The sequence below is a fragment of the Corallococcus macrosporus genome (assembly GCF_017302985.1).
Classification (GTDB): Bacteria; Myxococcota; Myxococcia; order Myxococcales; family Myxococcaceae; genus Corallococcus; species Corallococcus macrosporus_A.
In genome coordinates this window covers 225,904-250,962 of sequence record NZ_JAFIMU010000013.1, presented here as the reverse complement: position 1 = coordinate 250,962, position 25,059 = coordinate 225,904, and the positions used below count along the sequence as shown (strand labels likewise).

Genomic DNA, 25,059 nt, shown 5'->3' with positions numbered 1-25,059 from the left:
GCTTCAGCCGCCGCTGCCCGACTGGCAGATGCCCGGGCAGTCCGCGCTGCCCCCGGGCTGACACGTGTCGGTCGGATCATCCACGCAGGTGCTCCCCGACACGTTGCCCGCGCAGCCTCCGAAGAGCCCGCCACAGCACTCGACGTAACCTTCCGGCACGTCGCACGGCGTCGGGTACGCCTGGCACGTCCCGGTGTCCGAGCGCGCGAACACCACCACCTGGGGACACGCGCGCGGCTGCTCGTTCCCGCCGCCCGTACAGCCCGCCAGCCCCAGCACCGCCATCAGTCCCAGCCTCGTCCATGCATGCATGGCGCGCATCAGGGCAGGGGAGACGCGCGCTAGTCCAGCCCCCGCTCCCACAGGTCGTCCTCATCCAGACCCATGAGGTGACCGACCTCGTGCATCACCGTGATGCCGATCTGTTCGATGAGCTCCTCGCGGGTGCGCGCGAAGCGCTCCAGGTTCTTCTGGTACAGGACGATGGAGGGCGGGAAGTGATCCGCCGCGTCCATCACGCTGCGCTCGCCCACGGGCGTGCCCCGGAACACCCCCAGGATGCACGGCGACAGCGGCGGCTGCTGACCCAGCAGGTCCTCGTCCGACGGCAGGTCCTCCACCGCCAGGGTCACGTTGTCCATGTACTGCTTCACCTGCGAGGGCAGGGCGCGCATCGCGTCCTCCACCGCGCGGTCGAACGCCGCCTCCTCCAGGGCCACCGGCGGCGGCAGCTCCTCCGGCGCCAGCGCCTGCGCGCGCGTGAAGCGCTTCTTCGCCTCGCGCGCGTCCTTGCGCCGCTCCGCGATGAGCCCCAGGTAGTGGTGCGCCCACGCCTCGTCCGGCGCGTCCTTCAGCACCCGCTCGAAGGCCTCCTGCGCGGGCGCGAAGCGGCAGAGTTCGAAGAGCGCGATGCCCCGCTCCAGCTGTGCGTCCGGGGAGCGCGGCATGTGCGTCAGCGCCTGGTCCAGGCTCTTGAGCGCGGACTCGCACTCGCCCAGCTGGTTGAGGCCCATGCCCTCCAGGAGGAGGAACTCATAGACGAGCTCCACGTCGTCGGCCTTCTGCGCCAGCTTGCGCCCGCGGCCGCACCACTCCAGCCCCTCTTCCACGGCCTCTCGGTCCTCGCCGGTGCGGCAGACGAGGAACTCCGCCGCGCCGAAGAGGATCTCCAGGTCCTCCGGAGCGACCTTCAGGGCGGCGCCGTAGGCACGGCCCGCGTCCTCCAGGCGGCCCACCTCCACCAGCGCGGCGGCCCGGTAGTGCAGGGCTTCTGGTGAGTCCGGAACGTCCCGGAGCAGCGCGTCGGCGCTGGCGAGCGCTGCCTCGAAGTCCCGCGCCTCGAAGGCGTCCGCCACCCCCTCCAGTCGCGCGTCCACGCCCATCGCCTCCCCCTGCTTCGCCGTGCGCTTCGCCATACGGGCAGGCAGCTAAGAAGCCGTCCTTCGCGTTGTCAACGACCGGAGTCGCTGTTACCTTCCAGCGCCCCGTTTTGGCCCGAACCCCGTGAACATCCTGGTCGTCGACGACGATTACGAGCTGTGCACCATGCTCTCTCGCTACCTGGAGATGCATGGCTACACCGTGTTCTCGGCGTCGGACGCGCTCCAGGCGCTGGACATCATGGAGCGTCATCCCGTGGGGCTGGTCATCACCGACTACCTGATGCCCCACCTGGACGGCATCCACTTCACGGAGATGCTGAAGGCGGACCCCCGCTTCCAGAACATCTCCGTCCTGATGATGACCGCCAGCACGGACGCCAACATCTCCGACCGGGGCCTGCGCAAGGGCGTCGCCATCACCCTGCAGAAGCCCCTGGACATGGGGCAATTGCTCAACCTCGTGCGCTTCGCGGAGTAGGGCGTCCGGAGGTCGCCTGAACCCCCCACCCGGGCGGGCCAGGAGGCGTCCTCAGCCCCACACGCCTGCCCCTTTCCGTTGACATCGTTGGCGCGACCCTTATGTTGGCGCTCGACATGGCCGAGTGCTAACGGCCATCCCCATTTGTAGAAATTCCCCAAGTATTATCGGAGGTTACGATGGCAGCGAAGGAAATCTTCTTCCACCAGTCCGCGCGGGATTCCATCCTGCGCGGCGTCCGGATCCTCGCGGACGCGGTCGCGGTGACGCTCGGTCCCAAGGGCCGCAACGTGGTCATCGAGAAGAGCTTCGGCTCGCCCACCATCACCAAGGACGGCGTCACCGTCGCCAAGGAGATCGATCTCGAGAACCGCTTCGAGAACATGGGCGCGCAGATGGTGAAGGAGGTCGCGTCCAAGACCTCCGACAAGGCGGGTGACGGCACGACGACGGCGACGGTGCTGGCGCGCGCCATCTATGAGGAGGGCCTGAAGCTGGTGGCCGCCGGCCACAGCCCCATGGACTTGAAGCGCGGCATCGACAAGGCGGTGGAGGTGGTGGTGGCGGAGCTGAAGAAGCTCTCCAAGCCCACGAGCGACAAGCAGGCCATCGCGCAGGTGGGCACCATCTCCGCGAACGGTGACGAGACCATCGGCACCATCATCGCGGACGCGATGGAGAAGGTGGGCAAGGAGGGCGTCATCACCGTCGAGGAGGCGAAGGGCCTCGAGACGACGCTCGACGTGGTCGAGGGCATGCAGTTCGACCGCGGCTACGTGTCGCCGTACTTCGTCACGAACCGGGACCGCATGGAGGTCGTCATGGACGACCCCTACATCCTCATCAGCGAGAAGAAGGTCTCGTCGATGCAGGACATGATCCCCGTGCTGGAGCAGGTGGCGCGCTCCGGCAAGCCGCTGCTCATCATCGCGGACGACATCGAGGGCGAGGCCCTGGCGACGCTGGTGGTGAACAAGATCCGCGGCGTGCTGAACGTGGCCGCGGTGAAGGCGCCGGGCTTCGGTGACCGCCGCAAGGACATGCTCAAGGACATCGCCACGCTGACGGGCGGCATGGTGGTGAGCGAGGAGCTGGGTCACAAGTACGAGAACCTGACCCTCAACGACCTGGGCCGCGCCAAGCGCATCACGGTGGACAAGGACAACACCACCATCGTGGACGGTGCCGGCCAGAAGTCGGACATCGAGGGCCGCATCAAGCTCATCCGCACCCAGATTGAAACGGTCACCAGCGACTACGACCGCGAGAAGCTCCAGGAGCGCATGGCGAAGCTCGTGGGCGGCGTGGCGGTCATCAACGTCGGCGCGGCGACCGAAGTGGAGATGAAGGAGAAGAAGGCCCGCGTGGAGGACGCGCTGCACGCGACCCGCGCGGCCGTCGAAGAGGGCATCGTCCCCGGCGGCGGCGTGGCCTACATCCGCAGCCTCAAGGCGCTGGACGGCCTGAAGCTGGGCGGCGAGCAGGACTTCGGCGTGGAGATCATCCGCAAGGCGCTCCAGGAGCCCCTGCGCAAGATCTCCAGCAACGCCGGCATCGAGGGCGCCGTCGTCATCAACAAGGTCAAGGAAGGCACCGGCGCGTTCGGCTTCAACGCGCGCACGGAGGTCTACGAGGACCTGGAGAAGGCCGGCGTCATCGACCCGACGAAGGTCGAGCGCACCGCGCTGCAGAACGCCGCCTCCGTGGCGTCCCTGCTGCTCACCACCGAGGCGATGATCGCCGAGCGCCCGAAGAAGAAGGCCAAGGGCGGCGCGGGTGGCGGCGCCATGCCGGAGTACGGCGGCGACGACATGGACTACTGAGCCGGCTGAAGGCTCGGTAGTGCCGTAGGGTTTTCCGGCCCCGGTGGGCTCCGCGTGAAGCGGGGCGCCCGGGGCCGGAGTCTTTTCAGGACGCGGCCTTCTTGAAGGCCAGGCTCAGCTCGCGGCTGAGCGCCGTGGTGTCGGAGAGCAGCTTGGGCAGGCACGCGGCGGCCCCGGCGCGCAGGGACGCCAGCGCGGTCTCCATGGTGAGGTGCTCGGCCAGCACGACGAAGGGCGCGCCCTGGCTCAGGCCCTTGGCCAGCTCCAGCGCCTTCTTGCCGTACGCCGGCGCGAAGTCCCACGACACCACCACGCCCGCGGGTGGCTCCAGCGCGGCCACCTCCGCGCCCACGACGATGCGCGCCTCCAGCCCCAGGAGGCCCAGCGCTTCCGAAATCAGGCGCGCGGTGGCCGGGTTGTCCTCCAGCACGTCCACCCGGCGCGCGGCGACACTGGGAGCCGGAGCGGGCGGGGCCGCGGGCGTGTACAGCGCCTGGCGCAGCAGCGCGCGCACCTGGCGGATGTCGTCGAAGGGCTTGAGCAGGTAGTCCACCACGCCCAGCTGCAGCGCCTGCTGCGTCGTCACCAGCGAGGGGTAGCCCGTCATCAGGATGACGCGCGACGCGGGGTCCAGCTTGCGCGCGTGCTGAGCCAGCTCCAGACCGGACAGCCCGGGCAGGTTCTTGTCCGTGACGATGAGGTCCACGCGCGAGGAGCGGAGGATTTCGAGCGCGGCCTCGCCCGTGGCCGCTTCGATCACTTCGCACTCCTTCTCCATCAGGTCCTTGAAGACCATCCGGATGATGCCCTCGTCGTCCACCACCAGGAGCCGCTTGCGCGGCGGGCGGGGCGCGTCCGTGGGCGGGAAGAGCACGCGGAACACCGTGGCCGGAGGCGGCACCTCGCGCAGCGTCGTGGGCGGCACCAGGGCGATCTGCGCGTGGTGCTCCTGGGCGATGCGCCGACAGACGGCGAGCCCCAGGCCGGTGCCGCGTTTGCTGGCGGAGACGTAGGGCTCGAAGATGCGCGTCTTGAGGTCGTCCGGGATGCCCGGGCCCCAGTCGGACACGTAGAGGGCCGCGGACGCGCCCTCGCGCGCGAGCGTCACCTTCACGCGGCCCCGGCCGGACATGGCGTCGCGGGCGTTGTTGAGCAGGTTGAGCGTGAGCTGCTCAATCAGCCGCGCGTTGCCCTGGATGGTGAGGTCCTCGGGGGCCTCCACCTCCAGCGAGATGCGCGCCGAGTCCGGGTTGACGCTGAACACCTTCGCCGCCGCCCAGATGGGCGCGGCCAGGGACAGCCGCTGCTGCGGGGCCGGCCGCTCGCTGGCCAGGCGGATGAAGTCGGAGACGATCTGCTCCATCCGCTCCACCTGCGCGAGCAGCAGCTTCAGGGGGCCGCTGGAGCCCCCTTCCTCGGCCAGCAGTTGGGCGTAGGCCTTGGCGCCCAGGAGCGGCTGGCGCAGCTCATGGAGAACCTCCGCGGCCACCTGGTGGGTGTGGGCGTTGGCGCGCTGCAGGGCCACCGCCGCGAGGCGTGCCTTGTCCAGGTCCCCCGCGTCCAGGGCCTGGAGCAGCTGCGCGAGCGGCGAGGGGGTCTCCATGGTTGGAAGCATGACGGACGCGGGTGTTCACGCGCAACGCACCCCCGGCGGGATTCGGTTGACCCCGCTCGCGACCGAACGGATGCTCGCGACCGCCCTCCAGCGGGGCCCGACGGGACACGGAATGCCCGCTCGCCTGCTGGGGACTCTCCCTGTCGCAGAGGCCCTCATGCCGCAGACGAACCCGTTCCACTCGCTGGTGCCCCGGAAGCTGACGGACTCCGAACTGGCCCGCTCCATCCGGCTCAACATCGAGGCGGAGCTGGACGCCATCAACCTCTACGCCGCGCACCTGGACGCGACGGACAACGAGGAGGCGAAGGCCATCCTGCGGCACGTCATGGACGAGGAGCGCGAGCACGCGGCCCTGTTCTGGCAGCTCATCGCGCGGCTCGACCCCGAGCAGGCCCAGCACGACCGCGAGGCGGGGCAGAAGTACCGCCTCATCACCACCGGCGCGTCCCACGAGGAGGTGGAGGCGGTGAGCGAGGGCGGCGGTGCCCAGCCCGCCGAGGTGGAGCTGCCCAAGCGCCTCACCGTGGGCAGCCTGCGCAAGTAGCGCGCAGGCCCGAGCCCGTCAGCCCTGCGCGGGCGGCGGGCCCTGGCGGCGCTCGGCCGGGGTGGCTTCCAGGTCCTGCGCCGCCATGTAGACGACGTTCCGGGTGCCGCGCTTGCCCCGGTACATGGCCCGGTCGGACAGGTCCAGCAGGTGGTCCTTGTCCTGCGCATGCTCCGGGAAGCTGGCCACGCCGATGCAGGTGGTGAGCTTGAGCGCCAGTCCCTCGCGGCCCAGGAACTGGTGGGTCTCCATGGTGCGGCGGATGCGCTCGGCGACCTTGAGGGCCCCGCCGGAGTCGGTGCCACGCAGCAGCACCACGTACTCGTCGCCGCCGAAGCGCGCCACCACGTCCGGGTCGCGCACGCAGCCCTTGAGCACGCGCGCGGCCTCCACCAGCACGCGCGAGCCCACCAGGTGCCCGTGCGTGTCGTTGATGGCCTTGAAGCGGTCCAGGTCCAGGAACAGCAGGGAGAAGGGCCGCTGCGTCTGGAGGGCCTCGTTCACCTCGCGGTCCAGCACCAGGTGCAGGTAGCGCGTGTTGAACAGGCGGGTGAGGTCGTCGACGTACGCCAGGTCCTCCACGGCGGCGAAGCGGCCCAGGTTGCGCAGGGCCAGCGCCCAGTTGCGCACGAGGAAGCTCACCGTCTCCGGGTGGTGCTCCGGGGGCGCGCTGTCGTGGAAGAGCACCGCGTGGCCCAGCACCGTGTCGCCGTCCACGGCGGGGAAGGTGAGGGTGCGCGGCCAGGGCACCTGCAGGCCGTCGAGCGACAGGGGCGTGCGCGTGCTCGCGAGCCGCTCCACGAGCTGCGGCACCAGGGCCTCGTGCAGGTCCTCCGGCAGGCCGCGCATGCCGTGCGAGCGGAAGCCCGAGGCGCTGGGGTCGCGCTCCAGGAGCATGACGGCGGAGGCGTTGGCCATGGACTCCAGCGCGTCCGCGGTGGCGGCGGCCAGCCGCTCACGGTCGAGCGTGGTGGCGATGCGCTGGCCCGCCTCCAGCAGCGCGACGTGCTGGCGCAGCGACGCGTTCTCCCGCATCAGGTCGCGCGTGGTGAGCGCGCGGCGCAGGGCGTGCTGCAGGGCCTCCGGCGCCACCGGCTTGACCAGGTACTCCGCCGCGCCGCTCTTGATGGCGCGCACCGCGGGGGCGACCTTGTCCAGGCCGGTGATGACGACGACCTCCACGCCGGGATAGCGCTCGCGCACGTGGCGGAGGATCTCCATGCCGTCGCCGCCGGGGAGGATGAGGTCCGTCACCACCGCGTCGACCCGGCCCGCGGCGAGCGCGGCCTTCGCATCCGCCACGGTGGCGACCGCCGTGACGATGTGTCCCGCGGCCGTGAGGTAGTCGCCGTAGAGGTTGCGGGCGATCTTTTCGTCGTCGACGAGGAGCAGTCGCGCCATGACTGTTCAGGGCTTAGCACCCAACCCTGGAAGGCTGCTAGGGTCCCCCTCCGTGTCGCCCTTTGAAAGCGGACGGCGGCTCTGCCTTCTGGTGGAGGCCGGTGAGACGCGTTACGCGGTGGAGGCCACGTCCGTCATCGAGGTCGCGATGCCGGGGGCGCGCGGCGCCAGCCTGCGCGGCGTGCTGGAGGTGAAGGATCTCTCCACGCTGCTCGGCGGCCCCCCCGAGGACGTGCCGGGCATGGTGGTGGTGCTGGACGTCAGCCCCACGCTCGCGGTGCGGGTGCGCTCCGTGGTGGAGGTCGCGGATGTCGCGCGGGATCCGTTCTTCCTGCTGCCTCCGGGCCTGGCGGACTCGCTGGCGCCCCTGAGCCGGGGCGCGGTGCTGCACAAGGACCGGCTGTACCTGGAGCTCATCGTGGAGGCGCTGCCGCACCGCGCGGGCCCCCGGGTCACGCCGCCGGAGCTGCGGCCCGTACACTGGGTGGACGTGCCCCCGGAGCGGGCGCTGGTGCTGGAGTCCCAGGGCGTGCTGTTCGGCGTCCCGCTGGCCAACGTGTCCCAGGTGGTGCCCCGGGGCGAGGCCTTCAGCGTCCTTCCGGTGCAGAGCGGACCCGTGGCGGGGGTGTATCCGCACGCGCAGGCGCTGTGGCCCATCTGTTCGGTTCCGGCGCTGCTGGGGGCGCCGGCCCGGGTGGAGGAGCTGTTCGTCCTGACGGAGCTGGCGGGGCGGAACGTGGGGCTGGCGGCCACCCGGGTGCTCGGCGTGCTGCAGAAGTTCAAGCCGGCCGAGCTGACCGGAACGTTCCGGGCGCCGGGGCTGCCGGATCCGGTGATGTTACTGGACCTGCAGCGCATGTTTTCTTGATCGGCCCAAAGCGCGAATCCTAAGCTTCTCCGATTGACACAGGGCGTGCAGGCAGGCTTGCTCGCCCGAAATCTCAAACGAATTCAGGGGGGTATGCGCCCCCCGAGGCCGGAGCCGATGCCCAAGAATCTACTGATCGCCGACGACTCGCTCACCATCCGCAAGGTGATCGGGATGATCTTCGCGACGGAAGACTTCCAGGTGACCGCGGTGGACAACGGGCTGGACGCCATCTCCCGCACGCGCGAGCTGCGCCCGGACGTGGTGCTCGCCGACGTGATGATGCCGGGCAAGAGCGGCTACGAGGTCTGCGAGGCGCTCAAGAACGACCCCGCCACGCAGGCCATCCCGGTGCTGCTGCTGGCCGGCACCTTCGAGGCGTTCGACGAGAACCGCGCGAAGGCCGCCCGCGCGGATGACCACATCACCAAGCCCTTCGAGAGCCAGATCCTCCTCGACAAGGTGAAGGCGCTGGTGGGCCAGAAGTCCAACACCATGCCCGCGTCCGCCGCGACGCGCGTGCTGCCCCAGACCGCCGCACCGGTGGCCCCGGCCGGTGCGCCGCCCGCCGCCGCCGTGCCTCCGGGCGCGCGTCCCGCGGGTGCGCCGCCTCCGGGCGCCGTGCCTCCGGGTGCCCGTCCTCCGGGACCGGGCGTGCCGCCGCCGGGTGCGCGTCCTCCGGGCGCGGGGGTGCCGCCGCCTCCGGGCGCCGCGCGTCCGCTGCCGGGCGCCGTGCCTCCGGGTGCGCGTCCTCCGGGTGCGCCGCCTCCGGGCGCCGTGCCTCCGGGTGCGCGTCCTCCTCCGGGTGCCGTGCCTCCGGGCGCGCGTCCTCCGGGTGCGCCGCCTCCGGGCGCCATGCCTCCGGGTGCGCGTCCTCCGCCGGGTGCCGTGCCTCCGGGCGCGCGTCCTCCGGGTGCACCGCCTCCGGGCATGGCCGCGCGTCCTCCGGGCCCTGGCGCCCCGAACATCCCGGGCGGCTTCCCGCGTCCTCCGGGTGCGGCGCCGCTGCCGTCCGCGCCTCCGCCCGCCGCGGTCCCTCCGGCGGCCCGGGCCCGGGATCCGTTCGGCCTGGGAGCCCCGTCCGCTCCGCCCGCCGCGCAGGCGCGCACGGAGAGCATCCGCATCGAGGACTCGCTGCCCGAGCCCAGCGGTGCGGAGGAGATCTCCCTGGACCTCGGCGGGCCCCCGGCGCCGGCCGCCACGCCCATGCAGCAGGCCCGTCCGGCCGCGGATGGCGGAGAGGCGTTGCTTCGCGAGGCGCTGTCGAAGGCGTCCCGCGAGGTCATCGAGAAGATTGCCTGGGAGGTCGTCCCGCAGCTGGCGGAGACGATCATCCGGCAGGAGCTGGAGCGGCTCATCAAGGACCGCGAGACCCAGCACTGATTCGCAGTCCCCCCTGATTCCCCGCCGGCCCCGTCGGGGGCCGGCCGCTTGCAATGACTGACACGACTGAACTGTCCAAGGCCTACGAGCCCTCCGAGGTGGAGGCGCGGTGGTACAACCACTGGCTGGAGCGCGACTACTTCCGCGCCGAAGCCCCTTCCGCCAAGCCGCCGTTCAGCATCGTGCTGCCGCCGCCCAACGTCACGGGCAGCCTGCACATCGGCCACGCGCTCACCGCGACCATCCAGGACATCCTCACGCGCTGGAAGCGCATGAGCGGCTTCAACGCGCTCTGGCTGCCGGGCACGGATCACGCGGGCATCGCCACGCAGATGGTGGTGGAGAAGGAGCTCAAGAAGACGGAAGGCAAGAGCCGCCACGACCTGGGCCGCGAGGCGTTCCTCGAGCGCGTCTGGACTTGGAAGGGCAAGTTCGGCGCGCGCATCGGTGAGCAGCACCGCTACCTGGGCGCGTCGCTGGACTGGAGCCGCGAGCGCTTCACCATGGACGAGCAGTCCTCGGCCGCGGTGCGCGAGGTGTTCGTCCGGCTGTACGAAGAGGGCCTGATGTACCGGGCCCAGAAGCTCATCAACTGGTGCCCGTCCTGCCGCACGGCCCTCTCCGACCTGGAAGTGGAGCACGAGGAGAAGAACGGCTCGCTCTGGCACATCCGCTACCCGGTGAAGGACAGCGACCGCTCGCTCACCGTGGCGACGACGCGCCCGGAGACGCTGGTGGGCGACACGGCGGTGGCCGTGCACCCGGACGACCCGCGCTACCTGGGGCTCGTGGGCCGCAGCGTGTCCCTGCCGCTCACCGACCGCGAGATCCCCATCATCGCGGACGCGGAGCTGGTGAACATGGAGTTCGGCACCGGCGTGGTGAAGGTCACGCCCGCGCACGACTTCAACGACTACCAGACGGGCCTGCGCCACAAGCTGCCGATGCTGTCCATCCTGGACGAAGCGGCGCGGATGACGAAGGACACCGGCAAGTACGCGGGCCTGGATCGCGCGGAAGCGCGCAAGCAGGTGCTGGCGGACCTGACGGAGCTGGGCCTGCTGGAGAAGGAGGAGCCGCACAAGCTGAGCGTGGGCACCTGCCAGCGCTGCGCCACGGTGGTGGAGCCGCGCCTGTCGCCGCAGTGGTTCATCAAGATTGAGCCGCTGGCGAAGCCGGCCATCGAGGCGGTGGAGCAGGGCCGCACCAAGTTCGTCCCGGAGTCGTGGACGAACACATACTTCCACTGGATGAACAACATCCACGACTGGTGCGTGAGCCGCCAGCTGTGGTGGGGCCACCAGATCCCCGCGTGGTACTGCACGGCGTGCACGCCTCCCGAGGAGCGCTCGAAGGACACGGCGGACGTCATCGTGTCGCGCACGCCGCCGGAGTCCTGCCCGAAGTGCGGCGGCAAGGAGCTGACGCAGGATCCGGACGTGCTGGACACCTGGTTCTCGTCCGCGCTGTGGCCGTTCTCCACGCTGGGCTGGCCGAAGCAGACGGCGGACCTGAAGACCTTCTACCCGACGTCCGTGATGGAGACGGGCCACGACATCATCTTCTTCTGGGTCGCCCGGATGATGATGATGGGCCTGCACTTCATGGGGGATGTGCCCTTCCGCACCGTGTACCTGCACGCGATGGTGCGCGACGAGAAGGGCGAGAAGATGTCCAAGACGAAGGGGAACGTCATCGATCCCCTGGACGTCATCCTCGGCGCGAAGGCGGACGCGCTGCAGCCTTCGCTGCGCAACCGCTTCCCGCAGGGCATGCCCGCGCACGGCGCGGACGCGCTGCGCTTCACGCTCGCGTCGCTCACGCAGCAGGGCCGCGACATCAAGCTGTCGATGGACCGCCTGGGTGGCTACAAGGCGTTCTGCAACAAGCTGTGGAACGCCAGCCGCTTCGCCCTGATGAACATGGGCGACTTCGACCTGGACCGGACGCCGCTGGAGGGCCGCAAGCTGACGCTGGCGGACCGGTGGATCCTCTCCCGGCTGCAGAAGGCCACGGAAGCGACGCGCGCGTCGCTGGAGCAGTTCGGCTTCGCGGAGGCGGCCTCCACGCTGTACCAGTTCCTGTGGGCGGAGTTCTGCGACTGGTACATCGAACTGGCGAAGGGCTCGCTGTACGGCGAGGACGCGGAGGCCAAGGACACCACGCGCGCGGTGCTGGTGACGTGCCTGGACCGCATCCTGCGGCTGATGCACCCGTTCATGCCGTTCATCACCGAGGAGATCTGGCAGAAGCTGCCGATGTCCCGGCCCACGGAGAGCATCTGCATCGCGGAGTATCCTGCGCCGGAGTCGGCGTGGGTGGACGCGGCCGCGGAAGGCGAGATGGCGCCGGTCATCGCGGCCATCGAGGGGCTGCGCACGCTGCGCGGCGAGAGCAACCTGCCGCCGTCCGCGAAGGTGAAGGCGGTGGTGCAGAGTCCGGACGCGACGACGCGCGAGCTGCTGGATCGGTGGCGCGCGTACCTGATGCCGCTCGCGGGTCTGTCCGAGGTCGTGGTGGGCCCGCCGGGCGCCAAGCCTCCGCAGGCGGCGGCGTTCGTGAGTGGCAACCTGGAGATCTACGTGCCCCTGGCGGGCCTGGTGGATCTGGACGCGGAGCGCGACCGCCTGAAGAAGGAGATCGCCCGCGCCGAGCAGGAGCTCGCGAGTTTGCAGCGCAAGCTGGACAACCCCAACTTCGTGGCCCGTGCTCCGCCGGACGTGGTGGAGAAGGACAAGGCCCGGGTGACGGAGCTCCAGGAGCGCACGGTCAAGCTGCAGGATCACCTCCAGCGCATCGCCCCGGAGCCCCCCATGTCCGAGACGCCGTCACCGTTACCGGGCAGCACCGAGTCCGAAGCCCCTGAAGCGTCCGAGAGCATCGCGCCCGAGAGCGCGCAGGTGAAGGTGGCCGCCGAGCCGCGGGCACCGAAGGACGAAGGGGTGAACCTGGGGCAGGAGCTCAAGGGCGAGATTGAAGCCGAGGAGGCTTCGAAGGCGCCCCAGGCCGCGGATCCGGTGGTGGAGGAGGCGCTCAACAAGCTGCGCGAGGGCACCAAGGAAGGGCTGTCCCCGGCGGATCACCACGACCTGGGCGTCGCGTACATGAGCATGGGCCTCGTGGACGACGCGATGCGCGAGTTCGACAGGGCCAAGGAGGGCGGCGACGCCCGCGAGGCGCCGGAGGACTCGGCGAAGCCGGTGAAGAAGGCGGCGGGCAAGAAGGCTCCGGCGAAGAAGGCCGCGGGCAAGAAGGCGGCTCCCGCGAAGAAGGCGGCGGCGAAGAAGGCCCCCGCGAAGAAGGCGGCGGCGAAGAAGAGCGCCGCGAAGAAGGCCGCGGGCAAGAAGCCGGCCGCGAAGAAGGCTTCCGCGAAGAAGGCGGCGGGGAAGAAGAGCGCCGCGAAGAAGGCCGCGGGCAGGAAGCCCGCCGCGAAGAAGGCGGCGGGAAAGAAGGCTTCCGCGAAGAAGGCGGCGGCGAAGAAGACCACCCGGGGCAAGCCGGCGCGCAAGACGCGCCGGTAGGAGGCGGAAGTGCAGCAGGATTATCTCGATCGGCTCATCGCGCTGTCCCTCGACGAGGACCTGGGCGCGGCGGGGGACGTCACCTCGCTGGCGGTGGTCCCCGCCGACGCGGAGGGCAGTGGTGAGCTGGTCGCGAAGGAGCAGATGATCGTCGCGGGCCTGGACGCCTTCGTCCGCGTCTTCCACATGGTGGACGCGGAGGTGGAGGTGGAGCTCCTCAAGCGCGACGGCGATGAGATCAAACCGAAGGTCGCCGCCGCGCGGGTCCACGGCAAGCTGCGCTCGCTGCTGGCCGCGGAGCGCACCGCGCTCAACCTGGTGCAGCGCGCCGCCGGCATCGCGACGCTGGCCCAGCAGGCGATGACCTCCGTGCGAGGCTCGAAGCTGCGGGTGCTGGACACGCGCAAGACGCCGCCGGGCATGCGGGGCCTCGCGAAGCACGCGGTGCGCATGGGCGGCGCGTCCAACCACCGCTTCGGCCTCTTCGACGGCATCCTCATCAAGGACAACCACATCGCGGCCGTGGGTGGAGACATCACGGAAGCGGTGCGCCGCGCGAAGCTGAACGGTCCCCGGCTGGTGAAGGTTGAAGTGGAGGTCACCAACTTCAAGCAGCTGGAGGAAGCCATCGCCGCGGGCGCGGACGTCATCATGTTGGACAACATGGACGACGCGCAGATCCGCGAAGCGGTGAAGCTGACGGCCAGCCGCGTGCCCATCGAAGTATCGGGCGGCGTCACGCTGGACCGGCTGCCCCGCTTGGCGAAGCTGGGCGTGGACTTCGTGTCCATGGGCGCGCTGACGCACTCGGCGCGGGCCATGGACCTGTCGCTGGAGATCGCGACGACGAAGAAGCCCGCGCGAAAGTCCCGCTCCGCGCAGGGCTGAAGCGGCACTTCATTCCACGCGGTGGGAAGGGCAGGGCGGACCGGTGAGACCGGATCCGACCTGCCCTTTGCTTTCAGCGGGCGCCGGTGAGCGCCTCCGCGCGCGGCTTGCCCTCCGCGGACGCGGGCATGCCCATCTCCAGCAGCGCGGACAGGGTCGGGGCCACGTCCACGGGGTTGATCTCCTCCAGGTACAGCCCCGGCTTCACGCCCTTGCCCGCGAACACCACGGGCACCTGCGTGTCGTACGAATACGGCGTGCCGTGGTTCGTGCCGCGCGGATAGTCGCTGATCACCTGGAACGGCTTCGCCATGAACACCACGTCGCCGCTGCGCATCGGGTAGTAGCCCCGGCGCATCGCCGCCACCAGCCCATCCGGATCCGGCGCCGTGGCCAGGTCGTCCTTCGCCACCGCCCACACCGTGTACGGCTGCTTCGCCAGCCACGCCGCCGCCGCGCGCCGCACCGCCACCGCGTCCACCTTGCCGTCCTCCAGCGCCTTGCCGCCCAGGTACACGTCCAGTTCCAGCAGCTTCACCGTCACGTCCACGCTGAACTTCGCCTTCAGCTCCTGCGCCAGCCCCTTCGCCGCCTCCACCGGATTCAGCCGCGCTGCCGGCACGCCCGCCTGCGCCCACGCCTCCGGAATCTCCGCGCCGCCGTGGTCCGCCGACAGCGCGACGACCAGGTTCGCCTTGCCTCCGGCCGCGCGCTCGGCGGCGGCGATGAGCTCTCCCATCGCCTGATCCAACCGCAGCATCGTGTCCTGCATCTCCCACGAGTACGGCCCGAACGCGTGGAACACCGCGTCCGTCCCGCTGAAGCTCACCGCGAGGATGTCCGGCACGTCGTCCTTGCCCAGGCCTTCGCCTTCCATCGCCGCCTTCGCCGCCTGCACCAGCAGGTCATGCGAGAACCCCGACACCGCGAACGCCCGGTACGACGCGGGCCCGGGCGCCTGGAGCCCTCCCTTCAATGCATGGGGGAACACGCGCCCCATGCCGTAGGCGTCCGGCTCCGCCGTGCGGTCGTCGTCACCCACGTACTCGGCGCGGGGCCGCGACAGCTCCCACGTCTTGCTGAACGCCGCGTCCGGCAGCTTGCGCGCGTTGAACGCCTGCAACCACGCGGGCTCCGCCTTCGCGTACCAGGTGCTCGTCACCATCCGCCCCGTGGCCTCGTCGAACCACCACGCCTGGCCCTGCCGCCCGGCCAGCGGAATGGCCGCGCGCGACTTGTACGACAGCGCCACCACCTTGCCCCGGCCCTGCGTGGACACGCGCAGCCGGTCCGCCAGCGTCTCCGCCATCAGGTTCACCGGGCTCGTGTCCGCCCCCGGAGCCGTCTCCCCGTTCAACACCGGATGCGTCGGGTCCGTGTAGACCTGCACCGCCTGTCCGGCCGCGCGGTCGTAGACGTCGTTGTCCACGATGCCGTGGCGCCAGGGGTTCGCGCCCGTGGCCAGCGTGGCGTGGCCCGGGGCGGTGCGCGCCTCCGCGTAGGCGTACCGGGCGTAGGGGTAGTACGCGCCCGTGGAGAGCAGCCGGCCCAGGCCTCCGGTGAGGCGCGGACGGTTCCGCAACAGGAGGTCGCTGCCCATCGCGTCCACGCTGATGAACAGGGTGAGCTTGGGGGCCTTGGCGGCGGCCGGCAGGGCGAACAGGACGAGGAGGGCGGCGAGGAAGCGCGACATGATGCGGCAGCCTCTCCGGCCGGATGAACAGAAGCAACCAACATGCGCGGCCACCGCTTGGACACGTCACCCCGCCCTGATATGGGCGGCCCAATGGTCGAGGCACGGCTGCGCGTCATCTACGGCGACACGGATCAGATGGGGGTCGTCTACTACGCGAACTACTTCCGCTACTTCGAGTTCGCCCGCAGCGAGTTCTTCCGTGCCCACGGAGGCAGCTACCGCGAACTGGAGAGCACCGGACTGCTGTTGCCCGTGGTGGAGGCCAGCGCCCACTACAAGGCCTCCGCGCGCTACGACGACCTGCTCCTCATCCGCACCACCCTGGACGAGTTGCGCCGTGCGTCACTCGTGTTCACCTACGAGCTGCTGCGCGATGGGGACTCCCCCACGCTCTTGTGCACCGGCCGCACCCTGCACGCCTGCGTGGGGCGCGACGGCAAGCCCCAGCGGCTGCCCGAAGCCATCGCCCGCCTGAAGGCCGCGGACGACACCGACACCTGAACCCTTTCCCTTCCCGAATTCCCGAACGAGGAGCACCCGAAAAATGGATCGCAACCTGGCAATGGAGGTCGTGCGCGTCACCGAGATGGCGGCCATCGCCTCCGCCCGGCTCATGGGCCGCGGCAACAAGGACGAGTCCGACCAGGCCGCCGTGGACGCGATGCGCCGCGCCTTCGACGCGCTGCACATCGACGGCACGGTCGTCATCGGCGAGGGCGAGCGCGACGAGGCGCCCATGCTCTACATCGGTGAGCGCGTGGGTGCCCGCGACGACGGCGCCCCCCAGGTGGACATCGCCCTGGACCCGCTGGAGGGCACCAACCTGTGCGCCTACGGCCGCCCGGGCTCCATCTCCGTCGTGGCCATGTCCAGCCACGGCGGCCTGCTCAACGCGCCCGACACGTACATGGAGAAGCTCGCCGTGGGGCCGCGCGCCAAGGGCGCCATCGACCTGACCAAGTCCCCCACGGAGAACCTGCGCTCCATCGCGGAGCGCATGAAGCTCTACGTGGAGGACCTCACGGTCATGATCCTGGACCGCGAGCGCCACGCCGACCTCATCAAGGAGGTCCGCGCCGCGGGCGCCCGCGTGCGCCTCATCGAGGACGGTGACGTGGCGGGCGCCATCGCGACCTGCTTCGAGGGCTCCGGCGTGGACGTGCTCATGGGCATCGGCGGCGCGCCCGAAGGCGTCATCGCCGCGGCCGCCATCCGCGCCACCGGCGGCGACCTGCAGGGCCGGCTCGTGCCGCGCAACCAGGGCGAAATCGAGCGCGCCAAGAAGATGGGCATCACCGACATCCACAAGATCTACACCGCCGAGGAGCTGGCCCGCGGCGAGGTGATGTTCGCGGCCACGGGCGTGACGAGCGGCGACTTCCTCAAGGGCGTGCGCTTCTTCGGCGGCGGCTGCGAGACGCACTCCGTCGTCATGCGCAGCAAGACGGGCACCGTGCGCTTCATCCAGTCCATCCACAAGTTCGACAAGAAGCCGGGCTACGCGCCGTAAGCTGTCCCCCAGCCTGAGCCCTTCACGCCTCCCGGAGACACCGTCATGGCCGGCGCCACGCGCACCATCACCATCAACGCCCCCGTCGAGAAGGTCTTCGACATCATCACCAACTACGACCGCTACGCGGAGTTCCTCCCGGAGGTGAAGAAGGTCTCCACCTCGCAGCGCCAGGGGAACACCGTCCAGGTGCACTACGAGGTCGATGTGGTGAAGCGCATCCGCTACACCATCCGCGTCACCGAGGAGCGCCCCAAGCGCATGTCCTGGACCTTCGTCGAGGGCGAGGTGATGAAGGACAACAAGGGCAGCTGGACGCTGGAGCCCGAGGGCGAGGGCAAGACGCGCGCCACCTACAACGTGGAGATGGCCCTGGGCGCCCTCATCCCCAAGGCCATCATCAACACCCTCACGGAGACCCAGCTCCCCAAGATGCTGGAGGCCTTCAAGCGCCGCGCGGAAGCGCCCTGACGTTTTGCGTCGGTGCCTGACGTTTTGCGTCAGGTTTCCGCCCGCCAGCCTGTCCCGCCACACGGCCCGTGCCGTGCAAGGGAGCAGGAGGGCGGGCGGGCCCTTTTCGGCTGGGGCCGTGCCGCGCGAGGGCTGGGGGGCCACCTGAAATGAGTCGTATTGCGGCGCGCGGCGGACGCATTAGGATCAGGCGAATTTTGAACGTCCACGGACGTCTCCCTGACATCCGTGGCACGGTTGCCCTGTCCCGGATGTCGGGAGCTGGACGAGCAGCCATGCGGAATCAGGGCGGCGTCCCCAGAAAGAAACCGGGGTTCTTAATTTGCATCAAAGAGATGTGGAAGTGGTAAGGGGGCGGGACGGCGGGCGTACATCGGGGTACGTAGGCTGAGGGAGAGACCGAACCCATGCTCGACGCGTTCATCATTGAAGAAATCAAGCGCCGCGAGCGGCTTCGCCGCGAGGATTACGAGCGGCCGGTGGTGGAGCTCCCACTGCCCGCACCCGATGACCGTCCCCAGCGGAGGACGGACACCGAGGAAGAGAAGCCGTCCCGAGGCGTCGTCGTCATCGACCTCCTCGGCTGATGACCCATCCCACCCGTGGCCCCGCGGCCACGGCGTGTCTTCAAGCCCGCGGCTGGGCCGTCCCTCACACGGCGGCCCCCGCGGGCTTCGCATTTGCGGGGTTGGGGCCGGGCGCCCTCAGGCCGGGGCCAGCAGCAGCAGGTGCCGCGGGTGGTACACCTCCCACAGCACCGTCCCTTTCTGGAGGGGGTTGTAGGGCTGCAGGGCCAGGAGGACCTTCTCGCGCCACTCCTCAGGCAGCGCGCCTTCCCCGTGGAAGGCGCCCACCAGCGCCCCGGTGACGGAGGCGTGGACCTCCGTGTCGCCGCCCCGGTGGATGACGTCCAGGAGCGCGGCCTCCGCGGTGGGCACGTGAAGCAGCTCCCAGAAGGCCAGCCGGAACGCGGCACGCACCGCGTTATTGCCGGGCCGGTGCATGTGCAGCTCCGGCCCGTAGAGTTGCGGGTCGTCCTTGGCCGCCAGGGCCAGGTCCTCTCGCAGGAGGGCCGCGGCCTGGGACACCTCCTGGACGTAGTCCTTCTCCTGCTTCCCCAGGGCGGCGGCCGCCAGGGAGATGCCCACCTCCGCGGCCGGCAGCAGGTCCGCGGCCTTCAGGTTCGGCCCGCCCGTCACCGCCTTGGCGACGGCGGCGCACAGCCCCGCGCTGGCCAGCTGGCTGCGCGGGTCGAAGTGGGTGAGGGCGGTATCCTCCAGCGCGGCCTTCGCCAGGGCGAAGGAGTCCTTCGCCAGGTGCACGCCCAGGGGCACCACGCGCGGCAGGGCGCCGGCGGGGGCCAGCCGGCGGAAGTTCTTCTGCCAGACGCGCTTGCCGGCGTCCTTCACCTGCGGCGGGAGGCTGGCGTCACACTCCTGGAACAGCTCCTTCATGGGCTCGCTGACGGAGATGGCGTGCGGCTGCCAGGCCCGGTAGCGCTTGAGCGCGTCTCCCGCGTCGTAGCGCTTCATGTCGCGCAGGCTCAGGGCCAGCGCCACCGCGAGCTGGGTGGGCTCCGTCACCTGCCCCTTGCGCAGGTCGTGCTGTCCACCTCCGTGCATGCCCTGGTACGGCCCCTCGGCGAGCTGGGGGAAGGCCGGTGCGTAGAAGGGCCTCCCCGCGGTGGGGACGGCCAGGGCGTTGCCGATGGCGAGGCCCAGCAGGGCACCCCGGGCGCGTTGACCGGGAAGCGGGTCGGGGCCCGTGACGCGACGCTTGGGAGGAGGAGGCATTCGGCGGCTGGACACTGTAGCAGGCGGCCCATGCGAGCGTGCTTGCCCGTTCCGGCCGTGCCTCGTAGAAACGGCCGCCTATGACCGAGATCGCTCAAATCCTGGCGCGTGAAGTGCTCGATTCCCGTGGCAACCCGACCGTGGAGGCCGAAGTGCTGCTCGTGGGCGGCTCGCGTGGCCGCGCGACGGTGCCCTCCGGTGCGTCCACCGGCGAGCACGAGGCGCACGAGCTGCGTGACGGCGACAAGGGCCGCTACCTGGGCAAGGGCGTGCAGAAGGCCGTGGACCACGTGCGCGACACCATCGGGCCCGCGCTCATCGGCATGGACGCCGTGGACCAGGTCGCCGTGGACCGGCGGATGATCGAGCTGGACGGCACGTCCACCAAGTCCAAGCTGGGCGCCAACTCCATCCTCGCCGTCTCCATGGCCACCGCGCGCGCCGCGGCGGACGCGCACGGCCTGCCGCTGTACCGCTACGTGGGCGGCCTGCAGGCGCGCACGCTGCCCGTGCCGCTGATGAACATCCTCAACGGCGGCGCGCACGCGGACACCCGCGTGGACGTGCAGGAGTTCATGGTGGTGCCCGCCGGCGCCAAGACGTTCGCGGAGGGCCTGCGCTGGGGCGCGGAGGTGTTCCACGCGCTCAAGAAGATTCTGAAGGGCCGCAAGCTGGCCACGGGCGTGGGCGACGAGGGCGGCTACGCCCCGGACCTGCCGGCCAACGAGGAGGCGCTCAAGCTCATCATGGAGGCCATCGACGCCGCGGGCTTCAAGGCGGGCGAGCAGCTGTTCCTGGCGCTGGACGTGGCCGCGAGCGAGTTCTTCGACAAGGGCTCCAAGAAGTACAAGCTCAAGGGCGAGGGCAAGGAGTACGACTCGCAGGGCCTGCTGGAGTACTACCGGGGCCTGTCCCAGAAGTACCCCATCATCTCCATTGAAGACGGCATGGCGGAGGATGACTGGGAGGGTTGGAAGAAGCTGACCGACGCGCTGGGTGACAAGGTGCAGCTCGTGGGCGACGACCTCTTCGTCACCAACGTGGAGCGCCTGTCCAAGGGCATCGAGACGGGCACGGCGAACTCCATCCTGGTGAAGGTGAACCAGATTGGTTCGCTCACGGAGACGTTCGACGCCGTGCGCATGGCGCACAAGGCGGGCATGACGTCCATCATGAGCCACCGCTCCGGCGAGTCCGAGGACACCACCATCGCGGACCTCGCGGTGGCGCTGGACTGCGGGCAGATCAAGACGGGCTCGGCGTCGCGCTCCGACCGCGTGGCCAAGTACAACCAGCTCCTGCGCATCGAAGAGGAGCTGGGTGCCGGGGCCCGGTACGCGGGCCGCACCGCCTTCCGCTCGCTCGCGAAGAAGCAGTGACCGTGAGCACTTCGCGCCCCCGCATCCTCGTCTCCAACGACGACGGCTACTTCTCCGAAGGGCTGCAGACGCTCGTGGAGGCGGTCAGCCCCCTGGGGGAGGTGTGGGTGGTGGCGCCTGACCGCGAGCAGAGCGCCGCCTCCCATGCCATCAGCCTGCACCGGCCGCTGCGCATCAAGGAGGTGCGCGAGCGGTGGTTCTCCGTGGACGGCACCCCCACGGATTGCTCGTATCTGGCGGTGAACCACTTGCTGAAGGACAATCGTCCCCAGCTCATGGTCTCCGGCATCAATCACGGCGCGAACCTGGCGGACGACGTCATGTACTCCGGCACGGTGGCGGCGGCCATGGAGGCCGCGTTCCTGGGCATTCCGGCCATCGCGTTCAGCCTGGTGACGCGGGGACCGTTCGACTTCAAGCCGGCGGGCCGCTTCGCGCGGGCGCTGGTGACGGAGGCGCTGTCGCGGCCCCTGCCGCCCCGGATGCTCCTCAACGTGAACATCCCCGGCGGCGTGGAGCCGGACGGCTACGTCATCACGAAGCAGGGGCGGCACTCCTACGGCAACAACGTCGTGGAGAAGGAGGACCCGCGCGGCCGCAAGTACTACTGGATTGGCGGCACGGAGTACGCGCACCACGACATCCCGGGCAGCGACTGCAACGCGGTCTTCGACGAGAAGCGCGTGTCGGTGACGCCGATGCACTTCGAGATGACCGACCACGGCCGCATCGCCGAGCTGTCGGGGTGGAACCTGCAGGGCTTCAAGCGGCACGGTCCGGGCGGCGGTGCCTGAGGTTGGGGCCGGGCGGCTCCAGCCGAGCGGGAAGGGCGCTCTGGGTGTTGCTCGCGGCCGCGCTGTTCGGCGGCTGCGCGAGCACCCAGGCCGCTTCCTCCGCCCAGCTGGACACGGCCGGTGTGCGGCCTGAGTCGACGAGCAACGGCAAGCCGCTGTCATTCGCGCTGAGGCCCACGCACGAGGAGCCGGAGCTGGTGGCGGTGCGCCACCGCGTGGCCCCGGGCGAGACGATGTACCGCATCGCCAAGACGTACGGCATCACGGTGGAGGAGCTGGCGCGGGCCAACGGCATCAAGGACCCGCGCGAGCTGGCGGTGGGGCAGGACCTGATGATTCCGGGCAGCGAGCCGCCGAAGTACGGCGACCCGGGGCCGCTGTCCGACGAGGAGCCGGAGCTGGTGCTCTCCAAGCCGGGGCAGGCGCCGGTGTCCACGCCGCGCCGCTCGGTGCCGGCGGTGTCGCGCCGCGAGGAGCCGCCGCGAGCGCGCGTGGTGTCGGGGCGTCCAGGCGCGCCGTCGCGTCCGAGGCTCGCGACGCAGGGGATGCTCGACTGGCCGTTGCGAGGCGTGCTGTACGGCCGCTTCGGCAAGAAGGGCAAGGAGCCGCACGACGGCATCGACCTGGCGGCGCCCGCGGGCACGCCCATCAAGACGGCGCAGGAGGGCACGGTCCTCTACGCGGGCGAGCAGAAGGGCTATGGCCTCATCGTCATCGTGGAGCACGCGTCGCTCTTGATTACCCTGTACGCGCACAACCGCGACCTGCGCGTGAAGACGGGGCAGAAGGTGCGGCGCGGGCAGGTCATCGCCACGGTGGGCGAGTCCGGCCGCACGTCCGGCCCGCACGTGCACTTCGAGGTGCGCGTGGACGGCAAGCCGGCGGATCCGCTGGAGTACCTGGGCGTGATGCCGTCCGCGAACGACTAGGTCGCCTCGGGCGCCGGAGGCGTCGCGCGGGGCGGGTAGCTTCCGGCGCTGCGGGCGCGCTCGCGCACCAGGGCGAGGATGTTCTCGCAGGTGGGCATGGGCCTGCCCACGAGCTGGCCCAGCTCCACCACGGCGCCCAGCAGCGCGTCGATCTCCATGGGGCGCCCGCGCTCCAGGTCCTGGAGCATGGACGTCTTGTGCGCGCCGACCTGGCCCGCGCCCTGGATGCGTTGGTCCACGTCGATGAGGAAGCGGGTGCCCAGCGTCTCCGCGACCGCCTGTGCCTCCACCATCATCGCGCGCGCCACGGCGCGCAGGTCCGGCTGGCGGGACAGGACGTCGAGCGTCGCACCGGTGAGCGCCGACAGCGGGTTGAAGGCGAGGTTCCCCCAGAGCTTCACCCAGATTTCATCGCGGATGCGCGGGCGCACGGGGGACTTGAGCCCGGCCTTCATCATGAGCTGTGAGAGGGCCTGCACGCGCGGGCTCTTGCTGCCGTCCGGTTCGCCCAGCGTCACGCGGTCGTTGTACGTGTGCACGATGACGCCAGGGGAGACGACCTCCGCGGCGGGATACACCACCGTGGCGATGACGCGCTCCTGAGGCAGCGTGCGCAGGAGCACGCCGCCCGGATCCACGCTCTCGATGTGGCGGCCCGCGTAGGGGCCTTCGAGTCCGTGGAAGTACCAGTAGGGCACGCCGTTGATGCCGGTGACGAGCGCCGTCTCCGGGCCCAGCAGCCGGGCAATCCGCGGCGCGGCGGCGGGCAGCGCGTGGGCCTTGAGCGTGAGGAACACGTAGTCCTGCGGGCCCGCGTCGTCAGGCGAGTCCGTGCAATGCGGACGCACCGTGACGGTCTCACCGCCGCTGGTGAGCGTGACGCCGTTCGCGCGCATCGCGTCCAGGTGGGCGCCTCGCGCGATGAAGGTGACGTCCGCGCCAGCCTGGAGCAGCTTGACGCCGAGGAACCCGCCGATGGCGCCCGCGCCGAAGATGGCGATCTTCATGACGTGAGCCCCAGCCGCTCCGCGAGCCCGATGCGCTGCACCTTGCCGGTGGGGCCCTTGGGCAGCTCCGCGAGGAGGACGATGAGGCGGGGCACCTTGAAGTCCGCCACGCGCGCCGCGACGAAGTCCCGCAGCTCGCGCTCGGTGGGCGTGTGGCCTTCGCGCGGGACGACGGCGGCGGCCACGTCCTCGCCGAGCTTCGGGTGGGGCAGGGCGAACGTCACGGCCTGCTGCACGGCGGGATGATCCAGCAACACGGTGTCCACCTCCAGCGGGCTGACCTTCTCACCGCCGCGATTGATCAGCTCCTTCAGCCTGCCGGTGAGGCGCAGATAGCCCTGCGCGTCGAGCGTGCCCTGGTCGCCCGTGCGGAACCACCCATGGGTGAAGGCGCGAGCGTTGGCCTCGGGGTTGTTCACGTAGCCGGACATGACGTTGGGACCCCGGATGACCACCTCGCCGAGCGCACCCGGGGGCAGCAGCGTGCCCGCGTCGTCCATGATGGCGACCTCGGGCCCGGCGGCGAGCCCCACCGAGCCCGCGTACCGGGGACGCGGGGGCAGCGGGTTGGAGGCCATCTGGTGCGCGGCCTCCGTCATGCCGTAGCTCTCGATGACGGGCACGCCGAAGACGCGCTCCAGTTCCTCCATCACCTGCGGTGGCAGCGACGCGGAGGAGGACCGGATGAAGCGCAGCCGGTGGTCCTTCAGGCTGTCCGTGTTGCGGCGGGCTCGCTCCACCAGGGACTGATGCATGGTGGGGACGGCCGTGTACCAGGTGGGGCGGACCTCCTCGAACCAGGAGAAGAAGCGCAGGGCGTTGAAGCCCGGCGAGCACACCACGCGGCCTCCCGCCCCCAGGCTGGACAGCACCGCCGCCACGAGCCCGTGGATGTGGAACAGCGGCATGATGTTGAGGCACGCATCCGTGGGCCCCAGCCCCAGCTGCGCGCCGATGTGCCGCGCGGAGGCGCAGAGGTTCGCGTGCGTCAGCGGGACCATCTTGGGCCGCGCCGTCGTGCCCGACGTGTGCAGCACCAGCGCGACGTCGTCCGCGACGGCGGGGCCGGGACGGTTCGCTGGACCTGAGAGCTCCGGCCCGGCCTTGAGCGTGAAGTGCCCCGCGGGGCCCTCCGGCGCCGGGCTCAGTTCGATGAGCGGGAGGCCGCGTGCGCGCGCGACCTCGCGGGCCGGTCCCTCCGCGCCTTCGAGCACGACGAGTGCACGGGCCTGGAGATCCTCCAGGTAGAACGCGAGCTCGTCCGAGCGGTAGGCCGGATTGAGCGGCGCGGTCGTCGCGGCGCTGGCCACGGCGACGAAGGCCGCCGCCATCTCCGGCCCGTTGGGCAACACCAGCGCGATGCGGTCGCCGTGTCCCAGGCCCCACGCGTTCAGTTGCTCGCGGGTCCTCGCGACGAGCTCCCGCAGGGCGCCGTACGTCATGCCCTGCCTGCCGGGCGCACCGAGCGCCACGTCGTCCGCCCGTCCGCGTGCAAGCAGTGCTTCGAGGGTGTCCATCCGCTCCATGCCGGGCTCCACGTCCTCGGGGTCTTCTTCCGAATATGGCCGTGGATC

At 70.5% G+C, this 25,059-nt stretch carries 22 protein-coding genes; 14 read left to right on the top strand and 8 right to left on the bottom strand.

The genetic code is table 11. From position 1 onward, the window contains the following. Positions 1–3: 3 nt before the first annotated feature. Positions 4–312, bottom strand: a complete 309-nt coding sequence (locus JYK02_RS35285; protein ID WP_207057352.1) for a hypothetical protein — start codon at positions 310–312, stop codon at positions 4–6. Positions 313–341: 29 nt separating this feature from the next. Further along, positions 342–1,415 (bottom strand): metallopeptidase family protein, encoded by a 1,074-nt coding sequence (locus tag JYK02_RS35280; RefSeq protein ID WP_207057350.1) that lies wholly within the window; start codon positions 1,413–1,415, stop codon positions 342–344. A gap of 88 nt (positions 1,416–1,503) precedes the next feature. On the opposite strand from JYK02_RS35280, the gene JYK02_RS35275 reads away from it, so the two are divergent. Then, positions 1,504–1,860 carry a response regulator gene (locus JYK02_RS35275; protein ID WP_120546639.1) on the top strand — a complete coding sequence of 119 codons (357 nt, stop codon included), beginning with the start codon at positions 1,504–1,506 and terminating at the stop codon, positions 1,858–1,860. Between the two features lie 179 nt (positions 1,861–2,039). Then, complete coding sequence (gene groL, locus JYK02_RS35270) at positions 2,040–3,683, top strand: chaperonin GroEL (RefSeq protein WP_207057338.1); 1,644 nt, start codon at positions 2,040–2,042, stop codon at positions 3,681–3,683. An 85-nt stretch (positions 3,684–3,768) separates the two neighbouring features. Here the strand turns inward: groL and sinK are convergent, their stop codons facing one another. Beyond that, positions 3,769–5,286: a hybrid histidine protein kinase/response regulator SinK gene (gene sinK / locus JYK02_RS35265; protein WP_207057336.1), complete on the bottom strand. Its 1,518-nt coding sequence runs from the start codon at positions 5,284–5,286 to the stop codon at positions 3,769–3,771. A gap of 169 nt (positions 5,287–5,455) precedes the next feature. Between sinK and JYK02_RS35260 the strand changes: the two genes are divergently transcribed. Beyond that, on the top strand, positions 5,456–5,845 hold the full coding sequence (locus JYK02_RS35260; protein ID WP_120557645.1) for a demethoxyubiquinone hydroxylase family protein: 390 nt from the start codon (positions 5,456–5,458) through the stop codon (positions 5,843–5,845). An 18-nt stretch (positions 5,846–5,863) separates the two neighbouring features. Here the strand turns inward: JYK02_RS35260 and JYK02_RS35255 are convergent, their stop codons facing one another. Next, complete coding sequence (locus tag JYK02_RS35255) at positions 5,864–7,246, bottom strand: GGDEF domain-containing protein (RefSeq protein ID WP_207057329.1); 1,383 nt, start codon at positions 7,244–7,246, stop codon at positions 5,864–5,866. Between the two features lie 52 nt (positions 7,247–7,298). Between JYK02_RS35255 and JYK02_RS35250 the strand changes: the two genes are divergently transcribed. The 4 genes from JYK02_RS35250 (at position 7,299) to nadC (ending at position 13,906) form a co-directional block, all read left to right on the top strand. Then, on the top strand, positions 7,299–8,114 hold the full coding sequence (locus JYK02_RS35250; RefSeq protein ID WP_207057323.1) for a chemotaxis protein CheW: 816 nt from the start codon (positions 7,299–7,301) through the stop codon (positions 8,112–8,114). A 117-nt stretch (positions 8,115–8,231) separates the two neighbouring features. Then, on the top strand, positions 8,232–9,497 hold the full coding sequence (locus JYK02_RS35245; RefSeq protein ID WP_207057319.1) for a response regulator: 1,266 nt from the start codon (positions 8,232–8,234) through the stop codon (positions 9,495–9,497). 53 nt (positions 9,498–9,550) lie between these two features. Further along, complete coding sequence (locus JYK02_RS35240) at positions 9,551–13,018, top strand: valine--tRNA ligase (RefSeq protein WP_207057316.1); 3,468 nt, start codon at positions 9,551–9,553, stop codon at positions 13,016–13,018. Positions 13,019–13,027: 9 nt separating this feature from the next. After that, positions 13,028–13,906 carry a carboxylating nicotinate-nucleotide diphosphorylase gene (gene nadC, locus JYK02_RS35235; RefSeq protein WP_207057314.1) on the top strand — a complete coding sequence of 293 codons (879 nt, stop codon included), beginning with the start codon at positions 13,028–13,030 and terminating at the stop codon, positions 13,904–13,906. Positions 13,907–13,979: 73 nt separating this feature from the next. Here nadC and JYK02_RS35230 read toward each other — a convergent pair whose 3' ends face one another. Then, positions 13,980–15,599, bottom strand: a complete 1,620-nt coding sequence (locus JYK02_RS35230; protein WP_207057313.1) for an alkaline phosphatase family protein — start codon at positions 15,597–15,599, stop codon at positions 13,980–13,982. Positions 15,600–15,692: 93 nt separating this feature from the next. On the opposite strand from JYK02_RS35230, the gene JYK02_RS35225 reads away from it, so the two are divergent. The 4 genes from JYK02_RS35225 (at position 15,693) to JYK02_RS35210 (ending at position 18,170) form a co-directional block, all read left to right on the top strand. Then, complete coding sequence (locus JYK02_RS35225) at positions 15,693–16,103, top strand: acyl-CoA thioesterase (protein WP_207057312.1); 411 nt, start codon at positions 15,693–15,695, stop codon at positions 16,101–16,103. Between the two features lie 43 nt (positions 16,104–16,146). Beyond that, on the top strand, positions 16,147–17,112 hold the full coding sequence (glpX, locus tag JYK02_RS35220) for a class II fructose-bisphosphatase (protein WP_207057311.1): 966 nt from the start codon (positions 16,147–16,149) through the stop codon (positions 17,110–17,112). Positions 17,113–17,157: 45 nt separating this feature from the next. Then, complete coding sequence (locus tag JYK02_RS35215) at positions 17,158–17,583, top strand: type II toxin-antitoxin system RatA family toxin (protein WP_014396139.1); 426 nt, start codon at positions 17,158–17,160, stop codon at positions 17,581–17,583. Positions 17,584–17,990: 407 nt separating this feature from the next. After that, the gene (locus JYK02_RS35210; protein WP_120556713.1) at positions 17,991–18,170 is read left to right on the top strand and encodes a hypothetical protein; all 180 of its coding nucleotides are present in this window, start codon (positions 17,991–17,993) and stop codon (positions 18,168–18,170) included. A 117-nt stretch (positions 18,171–18,287) separates the two neighbouring features. Here the strand turns inward: JYK02_RS35210 and JYK02_RS35205 are convergent, their stop codons facing one another. After that, positions 18,288–19,376, bottom strand: a complete 1,089-nt coding sequence (locus JYK02_RS35205; protein ID WP_207057310.1) for an ADP-ribosylglycohydrolase family protein — start codon at positions 19,374–19,376, stop codon at positions 18,288–18,290. 80 nt (positions 19,377–19,456) lie between these two features. On the opposite strand from JYK02_RS35205, the gene eno reads away from it, so the two are divergent. Genes eno through JYK02_RS35190 form a run of 3 tightly spaced genes read left to right on the top strand, consistent with a single transcriptional unit; the run spans position 19,457 to position 22,478 of the window. Next, positions 19,457–20,755: a phosphopyruvate hydratase gene (eno, locus tag JYK02_RS35200; RefSeq protein ID WP_207057309.1), complete on the top strand. Its 1,299-nt coding sequence runs from the start codon at positions 19,457–19,459 to the stop codon at positions 20,753–20,755. Positions 20,756–20,757: 2 nt separating this feature from the next. Then, positions 20,758–21,549 carry a 5'/3'-nucleotidase SurE gene (gene surE, locus JYK02_RS35195; RefSeq protein WP_207057308.1) on the top strand — a complete coding sequence of 264 codons (792 nt, stop codon included), beginning with the start codon at positions 20,758–20,760 and terminating at the stop codon, positions 21,547–21,549. Positions 21,550–21,593: 44 nt separating this feature from the next. Next, positions 21,594–22,478, top strand: a complete 885-nt coding sequence (locus tag JYK02_RS35190; RefSeq protein ID WP_347402656.1) for a M23 family metallopeptidase — start codon at positions 21,594–21,596, stop codon at positions 22,476–22,478. Here JYK02_RS35190 and JYK02_RS35185 read toward each other — a convergent pair. Beyond that, positions 22,475–23,485, bottom strand: a complete 1,011-nt coding sequence (locus tag JYK02_RS35185) for a 2-dehydropantoate 2-reductase (protein ID WP_207057306.1) — start codon at positions 23,483–23,485, stop codon at positions 22,475–22,477. The genes JYK02_RS35190 and JYK02_RS35185 overlap by 4 nt on opposite strands. After that, complete coding sequence (locus tag JYK02_RS35180) at positions 23,482–25,011, bottom strand: acyl--CoA ligase (protein ID WP_207057305.1); 1,530 nt, start codon at positions 25,009–25,011, stop codon at positions 23,482–23,484. The genes JYK02_RS35185 and JYK02_RS35180 overlap by 4 nt, the downstream gene beginning before the upstream one ends. Positions 25,012–25,059 lie beyond the last annotated feature (48 nt).